Origin of the sequence: Rubrobacter aplysinae (assembly GCF_001029505.1) — a bacterium.
Taxonomy (GTDB): Bacteria; Actinomycetota; Rubrobacteria; order Rubrobacterales; family Rubrobacteraceae; genus Rubrobacter_A; species Rubrobacter_A aplysinae.
On the sequence record NZ_LEKH01000022.1, the window covers coordinates 29,613 to 45,326 of the forward strand.

The 15,714-nt window shown below is 66.6% G+C and carries 16 protein-coding genes; 10 read left to right on the top strand and 6 right to left on the bottom strand.

Features of this window, described 5'->3' with window-relative positions:
• Positions 1–2: 2 nt before the first annotated feature.
• Positions 3–1,088 (bottom strand): selenoneine biosynthesis selenosugar synthase SenB, encoded by a 1,086-nt coding sequence (gene senB / locus ABD53_RS14660; RefSeq protein WP_152670800.1) that lies wholly within the window; start codon positions 1,086–1,088, stop codon positions 3–5.
• A gap of 157 nt (positions 1,089–1,245) precedes the next feature.
• On the opposite strand from senB, the gene senA reads away from it, so the two are divergent.
• The gene (gene senA / locus ABD53_RS14665; protein WP_200900412.1) at positions 1,246–2,613 is read left to right on the top strand and encodes a selenoneine synthase SenA; all 1,368 of its coding nucleotides are present in this window, start codon (positions 1,246–1,248) and stop codon (positions 2,611–2,613) included.
• Between the two features lie 6 nt (positions 2,614–2,619).
• Here senA and ABD53_RS14670 read toward each other — a convergent pair whose 3' ends face one another.
• Positions 2,620–3,471, bottom strand: coding sequence for a class I SAM-dependent methyltransferase (locus tag ABD53_RS14670; RefSeq protein ID WP_047866568.1), 852 nt, complete (start codon positions 3,469–3,471; stop codon positions 2,620–2,622).
• Between the two features lie 75 nt (positions 3,472–3,546).
• Entirely contained in the window at positions 3,547–5,433 is a 1,887-nt protein-coding gene (locus ABD53_RS14675) for a propionate--CoA ligase (RefSeq protein WP_047866569.1), read from the bottom strand.
• Between the two features lie 106 nt (positions 5,434–5,539).
• Between ABD53_RS14675 and ABD53_RS14680 the strand changes: the two genes are divergently transcribed.
• Entirely contained in the window at positions 5,540–5,863 is a 324-nt protein-coding gene (locus tag ABD53_RS14680; RefSeq protein ID WP_047866570.1) for a hypothetical protein, read from the top strand.
• A gap of 3 nt (positions 5,864–5,866) precedes the next feature.
• On the opposite strand, the gene phnE is transcribed toward ABD53_RS14680, so the two are convergent.
• From phnE to phnD, 3 genes are read right to left on the bottom strand one after another with little or no spacing between them, the layout of a single operon-like run.
• Positions 5,867–6,730 carry a phosphonate ABC transporter, permease protein PhnE gene (gene phnE, locus ABD53_RS14685; RefSeq protein ID WP_047866571.1) on the bottom strand — a complete coding sequence of 288 codons (864 nt, stop codon included), beginning with the start codon at positions 6,728–6,730 and terminating at the stop codon, positions 5,867–5,869.
• Positions 6,711–7,604 carry a phosphonate ABC transporter ATP-binding protein gene (locus ABD53_RS14690; RefSeq protein WP_053058138.1) on the bottom strand — a complete coding sequence of 298 codons (894 nt, stop codon included), beginning with the start codon at positions 7,602–7,604 and terminating at the stop codon, positions 6,711–6,713. The genes phnE and ABD53_RS14690 overlap by 20 nt, the downstream gene beginning before the upstream one ends.
• 7 nt (positions 7,605–7,611) lie before the next feature.
• Positions 7,612–8,487, bottom strand: a complete 876-nt coding sequence (gene phnD / locus ABD53_RS14695) for a phosphate/phosphite/phosphonate ABC transporter substrate-binding protein (protein ID WP_047866572.1) — start codon at positions 8,485–8,487, stop codon at positions 7,612–7,614.
• A 412-nt stretch (positions 8,488–8,899) separates the two neighbouring features.
• Here phnD and ABD53_RS14700 point away from each other — a divergent pair, with 412 nt between their 5' ends.
• The 8 genes from ABD53_RS14700 to ABD53_RS14735 all read left to right on the top strand — a co-directional run.
• Positions 8,900–9,268: a hypothetical protein gene (locus ABD53_RS14700; RefSeq protein WP_152670801.1), complete on the top strand. Its 369-nt coding sequence runs from the start codon at positions 8,900–8,902 to the stop codon at positions 9,266–9,268.
• Between the two features lie 374 nt (positions 9,269–9,642).
• Positions 9,643–11,169 carry a glycerol kinase GlpK gene (gene glpK, locus ABD53_RS14705; RefSeq protein WP_047866574.1) on the top strand — a complete coding sequence of 509 codons (1,527 nt, stop codon included), beginning with the start codon at positions 9,643–9,645 and terminating at the stop codon, positions 11,167–11,169.
• 54 nt (positions 11,170–11,223) lie between these two features.
• Positions 11,224–12,261 carry a dihydroxyacetone kinase subunit DhaK gene (gene dhaK, locus ABD53_RS14710; RefSeq protein WP_047866575.1) on the top strand — a complete coding sequence of 346 codons (1,038 nt, stop codon included), beginning with the start codon at positions 11,224–11,226 and terminating at the stop codon, positions 12,259–12,261.
• A 68-nt stretch (positions 12,262–12,329) separates the two neighbouring features.
• Positions 12,330–13,085, top strand: coding sequence for an MIP/aquaporin family protein (locus ABD53_RS14715; RefSeq protein ID WP_047866576.1), 756 nt, complete (start codon positions 12,330–12,332; stop codon positions 13,083–13,085).
• 111 nt (positions 13,086–13,196) lie between these two features.
• A complete protein-coding gene (dhaL, locus tag ABD53_RS14720) occupies positions 13,197–13,823 on the top strand; it encodes a dihydroxyacetone kinase subunit DhaL (RefSeq protein WP_047866577.1) in 627 nt (208 codons plus the stop codon).
• A 2-nt stretch (positions 13,824–13,825) separates the two neighbouring features.
• The gene (gene dhaM / locus ABD53_RS14725; RefSeq protein WP_200900413.1) at positions 13,826–14,218 is read left to right on the top strand and encodes a dihydroxyacetone kinase phosphoryl donor subunit DhaM; all 393 of its coding nucleotides are present in this window, start codon (positions 13,826–13,828) and stop codon (positions 14,216–14,218) included.
• A gap of 488 nt (positions 14,219–14,706) precedes the next feature.
• Positions 14,707–15,174 carry a ferritin-like domain-containing protein gene (locus tag ABD53_RS14730; RefSeq protein WP_047866594.1) on the top strand — a complete coding sequence of 156 codons (468 nt, stop codon included), beginning with the start codon at positions 14,707–14,709 and terminating at the stop codon, positions 15,172–15,174.
• 238 nt (positions 15,175–15,412) lie between these two features.
• On the top strand, positions 15,413–15,714 hold a 302-nt coding region (locus tag ABD53_RS14735), incomplete at its 3' end, for an MFS transporter (RefSeq protein WP_160309711.1).

Sequence of the window (15,714 nt, forward strand, 5' to 3'; positions counted from 1 at the left end):
GCTCAACCGGCCTTGGTGGAGTATTTGGTTAGCCTGATCCTGGTTCTCTCATCCATGGGTCGAGTATAACGCGCCTCGTCCGTTGTGGACCCGGCCTCCACCGCCAGCTTCTCTGCGGACAGCTCTTCGACGAGCGCCGCGAGCGCCGCGCGCTCCCGGTCGGGCTCGAAAAGGTACGCCCGATCCCGCACGTGGCGCTCGAGCTCCGCGTAGAACCCCGCGTCGGACTCTGCGCGCCACAGCAGGCGCGCGAGCGCCCGCTCGTCGCTTGCGGGATCCCGCTCGTCGCTTGCGGGATAGTAGCCGGGATAACCCCGGCCCAGCATCCCGACGTTGCCGGGTATCTCCGAGGCGAGCACCGGCAGACCGGCGGCCATAGCCTCTCCGACCGCGTTCGCCCCGCCTTCCAGCCCGGAGCTCTGCACCAGCACGTGCGAGCGTGCCAGGAGCCCGCGTGCTTCCCCGGGCCCGAGCCGCCCCAGCCAACGGTAGCGCGGGCTGAGGCCCTCGTGCCTGCGGGCCTCGGCCGCGTGGGCGTCGTCCGCCCCTCCGGCGTGCAGCACTCGCAGCCGGGACTGCTCCGGCACGAGCCGGGCGGCCAGGACGGCCCGGAAAGGGTCCTTCTCCGGGCGCAGGTTTCCTATCACGCAGGCCGTGAAATCAGGGGCGTCACGGGTGCCGGAGGGCTCGCGCGCGGTGGCCGGGGCGGACTGGTAGATGACGCGGGTCTTGTCCCGGTGACGACGGGGGAGGGAGTGTGGGCCACGCTCCTGTAGCACGATCAGGCGCCAGGCCAGATCCAGGGACTCCCGGGCATCGGCGTCCTCGTGGATGTCGCGGTACAGGTCGGTGCCGGTCAGGGCCACCACGAGAGGCCGGTCCGGGTGGGCGGCGGCGAAGCGGGCGACGGACTCGTGGCTGCGGCGGGCGTGGAGCGCGATCAGGAGCCCCGCCTCTTCGTCCCGCCAGGAATCCGAAACGGAGACCTCGTGGCCCGAGTCGCGCAGCAGGCGCGCCCAACGGTCGGCCGTCGTCCAGTTGCCGCTACCGGAGGCCCGGCCTTTCGGGGTTACGATCTCGACTCTCATCCTGCCTCTCACTCTGTTCTCATTCGGCGCGTCTTCGCGTGCCGGGGCGTAAGCGTAAGCATACGGATTTTGCGGTGGTTTGCGTTAGTATTCCAGTTTCAGGAGGCTTTCGGAAGATGCCGGATACTAGAAGATACAAAGAGCCAGAGGGGGCGTGATGCAGGATAGACACGGGGCCCGCGAGGACACGGGGAACGTAGAGGACATGCTGCGCGACTCGCGCCGGCGCACGCTGGAGCTGGTCGGCGACCTCGACGAAGAGCAGATGATGGGGCCGCAGCTCAAGATAGTGAACCCGCCCTTGTGGGAGATAGGGCACCTGGCCTGGTTCCAGGAGTACTGGAACCTCCGCCGCCGCGACGGCACCCGCGACGAGTTCTCGGGCTCCGAGTTCCTGGAGCGGCCGGACGAGATCTACAACTCCGCCGAGATAGACCACGACTCACGCTGGGGGGCGGACCTGCTCTCCACGTCCGGGACCCACGATTACATGCAGAACGTCCTCGACCGCACCCTGGACCGTCTGGACCGGGAGGGTGGCCCCGAGCTCTCCTACTACTCCCGGCTCGCCACCTTCCACGAGGACATGCACGCCGAGGCGTTCACCTACACCCGGCACACCCACGGCCTGCCCGCGCCGGAGCTCTCCGACTACGACCCGCACGCGCTGGACGGCCAGCCCACGGGGCCGCTCCCGGGCGACGCCGAGATACCCGGCGGCGAGTTCATGCTCGGGGCCGACCCTGGCTCGGTCGAGCGCGGCGAGGTCCCCTTCGTGTTCGACAACGAGAAGTGGGCCCATCCCGTACAGGTCGCCCCGTTCAAGATGGCTCGGGGCCAGGTAACCTACGGCCAGTTCGCGGAGTTCGTCGAGAGCGGCGGGTACGAGAAGCCCGGGCTGTGGAGCGAGGCGGGGTGGCGCTGGCGCGAGGAGAACGGGATCGAGCGTCCCCTGTACTGGGAGAAGCGCGGCACCGGAGACGGCGAGTGGCACCGGCGGCACTTCGACCGCCTGGAGCCGATACCGGAGAACGCCGCCGTGATCCACGTCGGCTACCACGAGGCCGAGGCCTACTGCAACTGGGCCGGCCGGCGGCTGCCGACCGAGGCCGAGTGGGAGCTGGCAGCGGCGGCAGAGCCCGCTCCAGACGGCGGAATCTCCTCCCGCAAGCGGCTCTATCCCTGGGGCGACAAGCCGCCGGTTCCCGGAGACCGGCGGGCGAACCTGGACGGCATCCTGATGGGGACGGTGGACGTGGCAGCATTCCCCGAGGGCGAGAGCGCCTTCGGGGTGCGCCAGATGCTGGGCAACGTGTGGGAGTGGTGCTCGGACGTGTTCCAGCCCTACCCCGGCTACGAGCGGGACCCGTACAAGGAGTACTCGGAGCCCTGGTTCGGAGACCACATGGTGCTGCGCGGCGGCTGCTGGGCTACCCGGTCCAGGATGCTCCGCAACACCTGGCGCAACTTCTACATGCCGGACCGCCGGGATACCTTCGTCGGCTTCCGCACCTGCGCACGGTAGATACCGCTATGCATCTCCGGTCTCTCGCCGGGCGGTAAGCAAGAAGCTGCGAGGGAGCCCGGGCAGGCCTCTAGGCGGGACCGGGTAAGGCCAGCGACCGTAGCTAGCACCGGGCTCACCGGGCTGGACGGCCCGGGCGCGCCAGCCGTGCCCGGCGAGCAGGGATTCGGGATCGTTCGTGCCGAAGCGCAGCGGCGAGCCCAGCCGCGAGAACGACTCCAGCAGGGGCCACGCCACAGGCGAGAAGAGGAAGTCTCGGTTGATGAAGTCGGCTCCGAGCCGGCTGCCGGGCGCGGAGAGGGTGCCCACCCTGTCGAGCAGGGCGTGTACCTCGGCTCGCCGCAGGTACAGGAAGAAGCCTTCCGCGAGCCACACCGAGGGCTCCTCCGGATCGTGTCCGGCCTCGTTCAGGGCTCGCGGCCACCCCCCGCCGGACAGGTCTACGCCTACCGGGCGGCGCTTACAGTTCCCGGGGGGCTTTTTGTGGGTGAGTAACTCCTCCTTGAGCTCCAGGACCTCTGGCAGGTCGAGCTCGTACAGTCGGGTGCCGGCCGGCCACTCCAGCCGAAAGGCGCGGGCGTCCATACCGGCGGCCAGCAATACGATCTGGCGCGCCCCGCTTTGACGCACAGCGCGGGCTAGAAACTCGTCGTAGAAGCGGGTCCGCACCACCGAGAACAGCCCCGGACCCGCGCCGAGGGTGGTGGCCGCGAGGTCCATCGTCCTCAGCCACGCGAAGCCTTCGGGTCCGGCGAAGTCGGCGGCCAGCGGGTCGTCGAAGAGCCGGTCGGCCCGCGCGCTCTCCCGCGCCCGGGCCGCGGCCATCCACCTCGAAGTTAGGCCCGCCGCGCTCGGCATGGGGACCTCCAGAAGCCGGACAAAAGAGACTCAGGACATTATAACCAACCCGCTAAACGTCTGGTCCCGGCCGCCTCACCCTTCCGAGGAGGCTCGGACGCTTTCGAGTGCCGAGGGGTCTTCCAAGGTGGAGAGGTCGCCGGGGTCGCGGCTCTCGGCGAGAGCCTGTATGCCGCGCCGGAGCATCTTGCCTGAGCGGGTCTTCGGCAGGGCCTCGACGAAGTGTACCGAGGCGGGCCGGGCTATCGCGCCGACCTGTTTGTCCACGATGTCCTTTACGGACTGCTCCAGCTCGGGGCCCGCGCTCTCCGGGTCGCCGGCGACGACGTAGGCGAGGACCACCTGACCCTTGTACTCGTCCTTCACGCCGACGGCGGCGGCCTCGGCCACGTCGGGGTGATCGCTTATGGCCTCCTCGATCTCCCGCGTCCCTAGCCGGTGGCCGGCGACATTGATCACGTCGTCCGAGCGGCCCAGGATAAAGTAGTGGCCCTCCTCGTCGCGGGTGCCCCAGTCGAAGGTGGAGTAGACCTCCTGCGGAAAGTCCCGGAAGTAGGTCTCGACGAACCGCTGGTCGTCGCCCCAGATCGTGCTCATGCAGCCGGGGGGCAGGGGAGGGACGATGGTCAGCACCCCGCGCTCGTCCGGGCCGACCTCCTCTCCCGTGCCCTCCTCCAGGAGCCGCAGATCGTAGCCGGCGCAGGCGAAGCCCGCCGAGCCCGGCTTCAAGGGGCCATCCTCGAGGCCGGGGAGCATGCTGGAGAGGATCGGCCACCCGGTCTCGGTCTGCCAGTAGTTGTCCCGGATGCTCACGCCGAGGCTCTCGGCTGCCCAGCGGGAGGTCGGCTCGTCGAGCGGCTCGCCGGCGAGGTACAGCTTGCGCAAGCTGGAAGTGTCGTGACGCTGCATGTACTCGGGGTCCTGTTTTCTAAGGGCCCGGATCGCGGTCGGCGAGGTGAACATCGTGTTTACGCCGTACTCCTCGACGATGCTCCACCACACGCCGGGGTCTGGACGGGTGGGGAGACCTTCGTACACCACGGTCGTCATGCCGTGGAGTAGCGGCGCGTACACGATGTAGGAGTGGCCCACGACCCAGCCGATGTCCGAGGCGGTGAACATCGTCTCGCCGGGCTCGGAGTCGAAGACGTCCCGCATCGAGGCCGCGAGGGCGACGGCGTAGCCCCCGGTGTCGCGCTGGATGCCCTTCGGCGTGCCGGTCGTGCCGGAGGTGTACAGGATGTAGCTCGGCTCACTGGACTCCACCCACTCGACCGGGACCTCCGCACCCCAGTGCTCTTTTCTTAGAGTGGCGTAGTCCAGGTCCCGGCCCTCGACGACGTTCATGTCCGGGTCGAGGCCGCGGTTGCGGATCACGACGCTCGGGGGCGGGTGCTCGGCGGTTTCGAGCGCCTCGTCCACGAGTGGCTTGTAGGGGATCACGTTCCCGCCCCGGCTCCCGGCGTCGGCGGTGACGAGCGCCTTCGGGCGGGCGTCGTCTATGCGGGAAGCGAGGTTGGGTGCCGCGAAGCCGCCGAAGACTACGGAGTGTATGGCCCCGAGCCTCACGCAGGCCAGCATGGCGAAGAGCGCCTCGGCCATCATTGGCATGTAGATCACGACCCGGTCCCCGCGCCCGACACCGAGACCCCGTAGCGCGGCGGCGAAGGCGTTTACCTCGTCGTACAGCTCGCGGTAGGTGTAGGTCTCCCGCTCTCCGGTCTCGGTGGAGACGTAGACTAGGGCGGCCTGATCGGACCTCTCCGAAAGGTGCCGGTCTACCATGTTGTAGCAGAGGTTCGTCTCGCCCCCGACGAACCATCTAGCGAACGGCGGGCTCGAGAAGTCCAGCACCTCGTCCCACTCCTTTTGCCAGTCTATGAGCCGGGCCTTCTCCGCCCAGAATGCCTCCGGCTCCTCGACGGAACGCCGGTGGAACTCCCTGTACTCCGCGATGCTCATCCTGGAACCTCCTCGGATTAGCTACCTTTCCCTGACAGGAGTATAACGGTGCGGAGATCGGCGCGGTGTATCTCCGGGTGCGGCCCTCGGGTAGCATAGCTTTGAAGTGAGAGAGTGGCTCTACAAGAAGGACGAGAAAGGCGGGCCCCGGCGCTTTCTGAGCCACCGGGAGTTGGCGGCGTGGGATGCGCTCAAGGTGGGTAGATTCGCCGGGCCGCCCCTGGGGCTCTGCGTGGTGGCTACCATATTCGACCCACAGGAGCTCGGACGGCTAGCGTTCCTCTCGCTCGGCCTCATGTTACTCGCCTTTTGTGTCGCGGTCGTGGCCGTGATGTACCTGTACGTCGCTCTCTCGGGCGGCGTGATGGGCCCCGAGGAGCGGCTGCGCTATCGGGAACGGCTGCGCGAGTCCCGGCGGGGTCGTTGGTAGAGGTTAATTAACCAGCCGCGATCGGAGGGCGGCGGAGAATCGGTCCACTATGAGGACGACGATGATCGTGGCCCCGACGAGGGTGGCGACTTTCGGGTAGTCGAAGAGCTGCATGGAGACCAGGATCTCCTGCCCGATCCCGCCCGCGCCGACGAAGCCCAGGATAGTGGCCGAGCGCAGGTTGCACTCCCACTGGTACAGCGAGAGCGAGGTGACGCTCGCCATCGCCTGGGGCATCCTGCCGAAGATAAACGCCCCGAACCCACTCGCACCGGTCTCGTGCAGCGCCTCCACCGGACGTTCCGGAACGGCTTCGAGCGTCTCGCTGTAGAGCTTGCCGAGCACCCCGGCGGAGTGTACGGCGAGCGCGAGCATCCCCGGAAATGGCCCTAGCCCGAGCGCCACGACGAACACGAGCGCCCACAGGATGTCCGGCACCGAACGGAACACGTTCGTGAGCAGCCGGGCGGCGTGATACGGCACGGCGAGCGCGAGTCGCCGGGCGCGGCTCGCCCCGACCGTGGACGCCTCGCGGGTGCCGAGGGCGGCGAGCGGGAAGGCGACGACGGCCCCAATCAGGGCTCCCAGGAAGGCCATCTGGAAGGTTTCCACGACGCCGGTAAACGTGGTCTGGAGGGTTGACGCCGAGAGGTCGGGCGGGAACATCTCGGAGACGAAGCTCTGGACCGGCTGCGCCCCGGAGAGGAGATCCAGGAGGTCGAAACCGACCCCGAGCCCGCTCCAGCCGGTGAGTCCCAGGATCACGAGCACGGCGAGGCTCGTCTTCCACGAGACCCTGGGGAGTGCGCCGCCTATCTGCGGGGTTTTAGAGACCGATGGTCTCCGTTCAGTGCGAGGTGACGCCATCTTGTCCTCCGGTAACGCGGGGTGATACGCCCCGGGGCCCCGTGCCGTCCGGGGCTTCGGGGTGTGGGCTCGGGTGGTACGGGTCGCCGGAGTAGACCCCGGCGAGCCTCTCGTCCGTCAGACCCTCCGGCCCGCCGTCGTAGAAGAGCCGGCCTTCCCGCAGGGCCACTATGCGCGGGAAGCGCCGGGCCAGCTCCACGTCGTGCAGGTTTACCACGAGCGTCGAGCCTTCCCCGTTAAGCTCCGCGACGGCCTCCAGCACCCGCTCGGTGGTCTGCGGGTCCACCGCGGCGAACGGCTCGTCGGCGAGCACCAGACCCGGACGCTGCACGAGCAGCCGCGCCACCGCGACCCGCTGCTGCTGACCGCCCGAGATGTCCGAGGTCCGTGAGCGCGCCAGCTCCAGGAGCCCGAGACGCTCTAGCGCCTCCCGGACCCGGGAGGCGAGGCCGGCGTCCGGCCCGGCGGCCAGCATCTTCAGGGCCCGCCACCCGCCGATACTCCCGACCTCCCCGAGGCCGGCGTTCACCCCGACGGGGAGCTGGGGCACGAGATTGTATGCCTGACGCACGACACCGACACGGCTCCTCAACTCCTTTAGCTCGCGCCAGGAGAGGCCGAAGAGGTCGTCGCCGCCGATGGTCACCCGTCCGCTACCCAGGGCGACGCCGCGGGTCAGGAGCCTGAACAGGGTGGACTTGCCCGCGCCGGAGGCCCCGATCACGGCCAGCCTCTCGCCAGGCTTTACGGAGAGGCTTACGTGTTTGAGGGCGGGGGCGCCGCCGTAGGACACGGTGGCGTCGTCCAGCTCGAACCCGAGGGAGTCCCTGGAACTCTTGGAAACCCTTGAACTATTGCCCGGTGCCTCGTTCAAGGAGCCGCTACTCCGTGGGGGTGAGAAGGTCCAGCTCCCGGGCCTGCTCTTCCACCTCGTCGTAGTCGCCGGGCTCTACCCTCTCGTAGCCCTGGGCCCGGAGAAGGTCCAGGAGCTCCGGGTCTTCGAGATCCAGGTATGCTTGGGCGACCTCTTCCCTTAGGTTTTCGGGCAGATCGTCGCGCACCACCCACGGGTAGCCTTCCACCAGGATGGTCTGTATAACCCGGTAGGAGTCCTCGTCTATGGTGCCCTGCTCGACGAGGTCCAGCAGGATGCGGTACTCCAGACCACCCGCGGCCACGCGTTCGTTGGCGACGGCCTGGGCGGTGGCGTCGTGGCCGCCGGTGTAGGTGTACTCGCCGAGGTCCGTCCGGTAGTCCACACCGGCCTCATCGAGCATTATCGAGGGGTAAAGTGAGCCCGAGGTCGAGGAGGCGCTGCCGAAGGCGAAGTCCTTGCCTTCGATGTCCTCCACCTCTTCCACCTCGCCGTTTGCCGGGGCGATGATCGCGGAGCGGTATTTGGTGTCGCCGGTTCTGGGGTTGATCTCGGTGACCAGCGGGCTGATGTCAGCGCGCTCGCGGGCCTGCGCATACGTGAGACCGCCGAAGTAGGCGAGATCCAACTCCCCCGAGGTCATCGCCTCGACCACGGCGTTATAGCTGGTGGGGACCTCCAGCTCCACGGGCCGGTCCAGCTCCCCCGAGAGGTACTCCTCCAGCGGCTGGTACTGGGCCTGTACCTCCTCGGGGTTCTGGTTCGGGATCAAACCAACCGACAGCGCCTCCTCGTCCTGCGACGATCCGCACCCGACCAGCGCCAGGGAGATCGCCCCCAGGGCTATAACACCCGCCCTACGTACGTTACGCCTGCCTCTCAAAGCTCCGCTCTCCTCCAAACTTCGCGCCATACACGGAACCCGGGCAACCTCGTCCGTGGCTTATATGCCTGGTCAGGCCCCGCTAAACGTACCGAACCGCAACGTCGTATATGTTAGCACGCCCTCTCGAAAGCTCCGTCCCGGCCTGCTCGTATACCGCTTCTGGAAACGGCCGAACTTGACACGGGTTTCATTATTGAATAGGTTAATAAAGTAACATAACGCTGTGAGGAGTTGGAGGCTAGTGGCTCTCTTCATGGTTCTCTGGTGTGATGGTCCACGGAGGCGCAAGGGGTGACGGTGGAGGCTGGATCACGATTCTAGAGAGGATTTTAGAGAAGGAGACTTCTGATGCTGAGAGCCCTGTTTATTCGTGGCGCGCCGGGTGGATCATGCGAGTGGCGGATGCACCGTGAGTGAGGCGTACAAAGAGCCCGTAGAGTCCGTAGAGGAGGGGGCCGGGGACCATGCCTCGGTCGTCGTGCTCGGCGGAGACGCCTTCGAGCTGTTGGAGAGGCTCCAGGGATGGAGGCGGCCCCCGGTCTACGCCAACGTGGATCTCACGAGCGGGATATCGTCTGAAGCGCCCGGATTGCGCTTTCTCTCCTGGCACGTGGAGAGTGTGACCCCGACCCGCCGCCGGATCATCGAGCTGGCCCGGAAAGTCTCTTCCCTGCTCGCCCCGGGGGTCTCCTGTGTCTCCACCAGTGACAGGGGCCTCTGCGGTTTCTGCCGTTACTGTGGTTACCGGGGTTACGAGTATTACGAGAGCCGTGGATAGCCGGGAGCGTTACACACCGCCCCCGCCTCCGGCGGTTTTTGACTCATTTGACTCGCCTACCTCCGCTCGCTACCATGCTTCCGGACAACGAAAGATGCAGAAGCTTGGTCGGGGTGAAGAGACCAAAGAGATAAAGCCCCGCACGAAGACCCTGGGCTCGTCCGGTGATCGGACGGTCTATCTGGTCTGCCCGTGCGGGGCTTTTGCGTAGCTCCGTGAGGGAGAGGGGGGACGATGCGATGAGGCTCCGCTAGGCTCTTATGAGCTTTATGGGCTCCTGCGGGTTCTGTAATCGGCCCGCCGTGTGGGGCGCAGGGTAATGGGAAAGTAACAGGAAAAAGAGGGAAAAGAGAAAAAAGGGAAGGGGAAGCCAAATGGCGGGTACACACATACTGGCTATAGATCAGGGCACGACGGGGACCACGGTGCTCGTGTTCAACCACGACGGCGAGGTCGTCGGACGCTCCTACTCGGAGTTCACGCAGCACTACCCGAAGCCGGGCTGGGTCGAGCACGACGCGAACGAGATCTGGAGCGTCACCCTGCGCTGCATCGGCACCGCGCTCGGCGACGCGAACATCTCCGCCAGCAAGGAGCTCGAAGCCATAGGCATAACCAACCAGCGCGAGACCGCCGTGATGTGGGACCGGTCCACCGGCGAGCCCGTACACCACGCCATCGTATGGCAGGACCGCCGGGGCGCGGAGCTTTGCGACAGCCTCAACGATCAGGGCTACGGCCCGATGGTCCGCGAGAAGACCGGGCTCAACATAGACGCCTACTTCTCCGGCTCGAAGGTCAAGTGGCTGCTAGACAACGTAGACGGCCTGCGGGAGCGCGCGGAACGGGGTGAGATCTGCTTCGGCACCATAGACTCCTGGCTCGTCTACAAGCTAACCGGCGGCCGAGAGCACGTCACCGACTACACCAACGCCTCCCGCACGCTGCTCTACAATATCTTCGACCTGCAGTGGGACGACGATCTCCTCGGGATGCTCGAGGTGCCGCGCGAGATACTCCCGGAGGTAAAGCCCTCCAGCCACGTCTACGGCAACACCGACCCGGAGGCCTTCTTCAGGGCCGAGATCCCCGTGGCCGGTATAGCCGGGGACCAGCAGGCCGCCCTCTTCGGCGAGGCCTGCTACGAACGCGGGATGGCCAAGAACACCTACGGCACCGGCTCCTTCGCCCTGATGAACACGGGCACGGAGCCCATAAAGAGCGAGGGCGAACTGCTGACCACCATCTCGTGGGGCATCGGCGACGAGCCTGTGGAGTACGCACTGGAGGGCGCGATATTCATCACGGGCGCTGCGGTGCAGTGGCTCAGGGACGGCCTCGGCATCATAAAGGACGCTTCGGAGACCGAGGAGCTTGCCCGCAGCGTGGACGACAACGGCGGCGTCTACTACGTCCCCGCCCTCGTCGGGCTCGGCGCGCCCCACTGGGACCCCTACGCCCGCGGCACCATCATCGGCCTGACCCGGGGCACGACCAAGGCCCACCTCGCCCGCGCCGCCCTCGAAAGCATGGCCTACCAGACCCGCGACGCGGTAGACGCCATGGAGCGGGACTCCGGCATAAAGCTCCCGAGCTTCCGCGCCGACGGCGGGGCCGCCGCAAACTCCTGGATGATGCAGTTCCAGGCCGACATCCTCGGCGTCCCCGTCGAGGTCCCCGACATCACGGAGACCACCGCTCTAGGCGCGGCTTACCTCGCCGGCATAGCCACCGGGTTCTGGAAGAGCCGCCAGGACGTCGCCGACAAGTGGCGGCTCTCCAGCCGCTACGAGCCCCAGATGTCCGACGACGACCGCGAGTGGCTCTACGGCCGCTGGACGGGCGCCGTGGAACGCTCCAAGGGCTGGGCCCGCGAGGCCGTGGAATCCCCGCTCACCTAGCCGGCCGGTAGACCCGGGAAAATCAGGGAAAACCAGGAAAGGAAGAGCAGAGCCATGAAGAAGGTCCTGAACGCCCCCGACCGGGCGGTCGAGGAGATGCTGCGCGGCATGGAGCTGGCCCACGGCGGGCGAAACGGAAACGACGGAGAGAGCGGCCTCATACGCCGCCTCTCCGGCCAGACCGTGGCGGTGCGCGCCGACGCGCCCGTTAGCGGCAAGGTCGCCATCGTAAGCGGTGGCGGCTCCGGCCACGAGCCCGCCCACGCCGGGTACGTCGGTCCCGGCATGCTCGACGCCGCCTGCGCCGGGGAAGTCTTCACCAGCCCCTCGCCGGAGCCGGTGCTAGAGGCGACGAAGGCCGTGGACGGCGGAGCGGGAGTGTTCTACGTCGTAAAGAACTACACCGGCGACGTGCTCAACTTCGAGATGGCCGGAGAGCTCGCCGGAACCGAAGATATAGAGACCGACTACGTCGTCATCAACGACGACGTGGCGGTCGAGGACTCGACGCATACCACCGGGCGGCGCGGCGTTGCCGGGACGGTGCTCGTGCACAAGATCTGCGGCGGCGCCGCCGACGACGGCAAGAGCCTCCCGGAGATAAAGTCCCTGGCCGCCCGCGTAAACGAGAACGTCCGCTCGATGGGCATGGCGCTCACGAGCTGTGTCCCGCCCGAGCGCGGCGAGCCCATCTTCGACATCGCCGAAGACGAGATGGAGCTCGGCATCGGCATCCACGGCGAGCCCGGCACCGAGCGCCGCAAGATAGAGCCCGCAGACAGCATCGTGGACATGCTCCTGGAGAAGGTGCTCGGCGACTCCGTGGACTACTCCGGATCAGGCGGTCAAGACGTGGCCGTGATGGTCAACGGCATGGGCGGCACGCCCCTGATGGAGCTATACGTAGCCTACGCTCGCGTCCATGACGTGCTCGCGGAGAACGGGATAAACGTCCACGGTGCGCCCTACGTCGGCGAGTACATGACCTCGCTGGAGATGGCCGGATTCTCGGTGACGCTGCTCAAGCTGGACGACGAGATGAAACGCTACCTCGCAGCCCCGTGCAGCGTCGCCGCCGGCGGGTTGTTCTAAGTCTGTTCCAAACACGAGCTTACGAATCCCTATGATCCTGATAACCCTGATGAAAGGAGTCTCGCGAAGTGGACTTTAGCGTATACCTCGCCGAGTTCGTCGGCACCCTGATACTGGTTCTGCTGGGCGACGGCGTGGTCGCCGGCGTACTACTGAGATACTCCAAGGCGGAGGATGCGGGCTGGATCGTCATTACCTTCGGGTGGGGCCTGGCCGTGGCCCTGGCGGTCTACTCAGTAGGCTGGGTTAGCGGCGCCCACATAAACCCGGCGGTCACCGTGGGTCTGGCCTCGATAGGCTCCTTCGACTGGGCCATGGTGCCGGGATACATACTGGCCCAGATGCTCGGCGCGTTCACCGGAGCCGTGCTGGTGTGGCTCGCCTACTACGATCACTGGGGGGCCACCGAGGATGCCGGCCTGAAGCTCGGCGCGTTCTGCACCGCGCCCGGTATCCGCAACACCGTGCCGAACTTCATTACCGAGGTCATCGGCACCGCCATGCTCGTCTTCGGCGTCGTTGCCATCGGCGCGAACGCGACGGCGATAGGCTCCTCCGGGGGCGTGGACCTCGCCGCCGTCTTCTCCACGGGTATAGCGCCGCTGCTCGTCGGCTTCCTGGTGCTCGCCATCGGGCTCTCACTCGGTGGCCCGACGGGCTACGCCATCAACCCGGCCCGCGACCTCGGGCCGCGTATAGCCCACGCCGTGCTCCCGATAGCCGGCAAGGGTGGCTCGGACTGGGGCTACTCCTGGATACCGGTGGTTGCCCCCATAGTCGGCGGCGTTATCGGCGCGGTGGCCTACAATATCCTCGGGTTCTAGGAGACGGTTCGTGGCGGGCCCACTATAAGGCCCGCCGCTTCATGGATTTTCGTAGACTTCCCTAGACTTTCATAAACCTCGTAACTCAACCCGGAGGGAGGGTGTAGAGATTTGGGCGCCACCGAGAGCACCGTGGCCGCCGTGCGGGCGATGGCCGCGGCGATGAAGGAGAACCGCGAGCATCTTACCCAGCTGGACGCCGCCATAGGCGACGCCGACCACGGCACGAACATGAACCGGGGCTTCGAGGCCGCCCTCGAACGCCTGGGAGAGCCCGGATCTCCCGCCGAGGCGCTAAAAGCGGTCTCCACGGCCCTCATAAGCAAAGTCGGAGGCTCCGCGGGCCCACTCTACGGCACGGCCTTTCTCCGGGCCTCCTCCGAGCTTGGCGAGGAGGTCTCTGCGGCTGAAGCCGCCTCGGCACTCGAAGCGGCGCTCGCCGGGGTCGAGCAGCGTGGAAAGGCAGAGCCCGGTGAGAAGACCATGATAGACGCCTTAGAGCCCGCCGCCCGCGCCGCCCGGGAGGCCGCCGGGGCGGAGAGAGGCGTCGCGGAGGTCCTCCGGGCCGCCGCGGACGCCGCCCGAGAAGGGGCAGAGTCCACCGCCCCGATGACCGCGACCAAGGGCCGCGCCAGCTATCTCGGCGAGAGGTCCGCCGGGCACGTGGACCCGGGGGCCGCCTCGACACACCTGCTGCTGGAGGCCATAGCCGGCTCGATGGAAGGACAGGAGGGTTAGCCGTGGCAGTCGGAATGGTTTTGATCTCGCACAGCAAGCAGGTCGCCGAGGGTACCGTGGAGCTCGTACGCCAGATGGCTGGAGACGTCTCCCTGGCCGCTGTCGGCGGCGACGCGGAGGGCGGTACCGGCACCGACCCGGACGCTATCCGCCAGGCCGTCGAGGGCCTCCAGGCCCGGGAGATACTGTTGTTCATGGACCTCGGCAGCGCCGTCATGTCAGCGGAGACCGTGCTCGAGATGCTGGACGAAGACTTGAAGAGCCGGGTACACCTCGTAGACGCGCCCTTTGTCGAGGGGGCATTCTCTGCCGGGGTGGTCGCCTCCTCCGGCGCCGGTGCCGAGGAGTGCCTGGAGGCCGCAGAGGAGGCCCGCACCGTCTCCAAGCTCCACTAAAAAACCTCCCCTGGCCCTCCCAGAACTGTGGCCCGTGTCCTGGATCGCCCCCGGCGTCCGGGACGTTTCGGGGAGACCGTGATACCGCGCCGCGCGGCGGAGCTCCTTTCCAGGTTGTTCGCGGGGCCACTGGGACCCCATGCGCTTCTGGCGGTCTCTATACCTCTTGGCACCTACTGGATGGCCCCGGTAGCCCTCCGATAGGCCAAGCTTTCCCTCGCGTGGTCCCCTCATGCACGGCCCCGGTGCGAGCTCTGCGGCACACGTCTACGGGTGGTCGTGAGGGGTGTGTAGAGCCCCGAAAAAGCCCTGCGAGAGGTTGCGAGATACCCGGGAGGTGCTACACTACGTGACTAGGAATAAAACTAAGAACTGTTCTTGATTATTCGTTTCGAGTAGCGGTTCACTGTTAGTATTAGGGCAAGCGATAGACCAGGAGGTCGAAAGTGGAGACCAGCAAGGCGAGTCAGGGCATTCTGTCGGACGATATGGCCGGTAAGCGCGAGGAGATCGTGGATCTTCTGAAGAAGGCTTACTTCATGGAGCTCGAGACGGTGATGAGCTACGTCACCAACTCCGTGAACCCGGACGGCGTGCGGGCCGAGGAGGTCAAGGAGTCCCTGGAGGAGGACATTCAGGAGGAACTCGGGCACGCCCAGCAGTTTGCCTCGCGCATCAAGGAGCTCTACGGTGTGGTTCCGGGTTCGATGGACTTCAAGGCCGAGCAGAAAGGGCTGCAGCCGCCGGAGGAGCAGGTGGACGTGGTACACGTCATAAAGGGCGTGATCGCGGCCGAGACCGGGGCCATCGAGCACTACACCCGCGTTATCGAGGAGACCGAGGGCGTGGACCACGTTACCCAGGACATGGTAATAGCCGTCCTGCGCGACGAGCAGGGTCACCGCAAGCTCTTCGAGGGTTACCTGCGCGAGTATGAGGCGATGGGCCTGGCCTAAACAGTTTAAATAGGCTAAATAGCCCGGATAACCTGGATATACCCAGGGACTCCAAAAGTCCGAGCCCGCGGGTCTAGCGGATCGGATAAGGGGACCCGGCCTTGAGGCCGGGTCCCCTTTAATCGTGCGTTATCGTGCGCCGGTTGGTGATGGTTGGTGCCGGGCGGTGCGCGGTAAAGGAGTTTAGACTGCCTCGTGTCACGTATCCGGCGGCGCACGAGGAGCGGGGAGGAGGCTTGTGAGTCAGGAGTATGCCGGATACCGGGGGCTTTTGAGCCCCTCTCTCGTTGCCCTGTTCCTCGGCACTTTCTTTACCATGATCGGCTTCTACCTGCTGCTCTCCGTGGTGCCCCTGTACACCGAGAGCTCCGGTGGCCGGAGCTCGGAGGCCGGGCTGGCGACGGCGGCTTTCATGCTTTCCACCGTGGGGGTGCAGGTCGCCATGCCCGCGATACTGCGGCGCTTTGGTTACAAACGTGTGCTGATAGCGGGCCAGGCGCTGCTCGGGCTGCCGACGCTGGCCTATAGCCTCGCAGGCTA

Coding starts and splice junctions, on each gene's coding strand:
- senB (WP_152670800.1), bottom strand. CDS start 1,088: ATGAGAGTCGAGATCGTAACCCCGAAAGGCCGGGCCTCCGGTAGCGGC.
- senA (WP_200900412.1), top strand. CDS start 1,246: ATGCAGGATAGACACGGGGCCCGCGAGGACACGGGGAACGTAGAGGAC.
- ABD53_RS14670 (WP_047866568.1), bottom strand. CDS start 3,471: ATGCCGAGCGCGGCGGGCCTAACTTCGAGGTGGATGGCCGCGGCCCGG.
- ABD53_RS14675 (WP_047866569.1), bottom strand. CDS start 5,433: ATGAGCATCGCGGAGTACAGGGAGTTCCACCGGCGTTCCGTCGAGGAG.
- phnE (WP_047866571.1), bottom strand. CDS start 6,730: ATGGCGTCACCTCGCACTGAACGGAGACCATCGGTCTCTAAAACCCCG.
- glpK (WP_047866574.1), top strand. CDS start 9,643: ATGGCGGGTACACACATACTGGCTATAGATCAGGGCACGACGGGGACC.
- dhaK (WP_047866575.1), top strand. CDS start 11,224: ATGAAGAAGGTCCTGAACGCCCCCGACCGGGCGGTCGAGGAGATGCTG.
- ABD53_RS14730 (WP_047866594.1), top strand. CDS start 14,707: ATGGCCGGTAAGCGCGAGGAGATCGTGGATCTTCTGAAGAAGGCTTAC.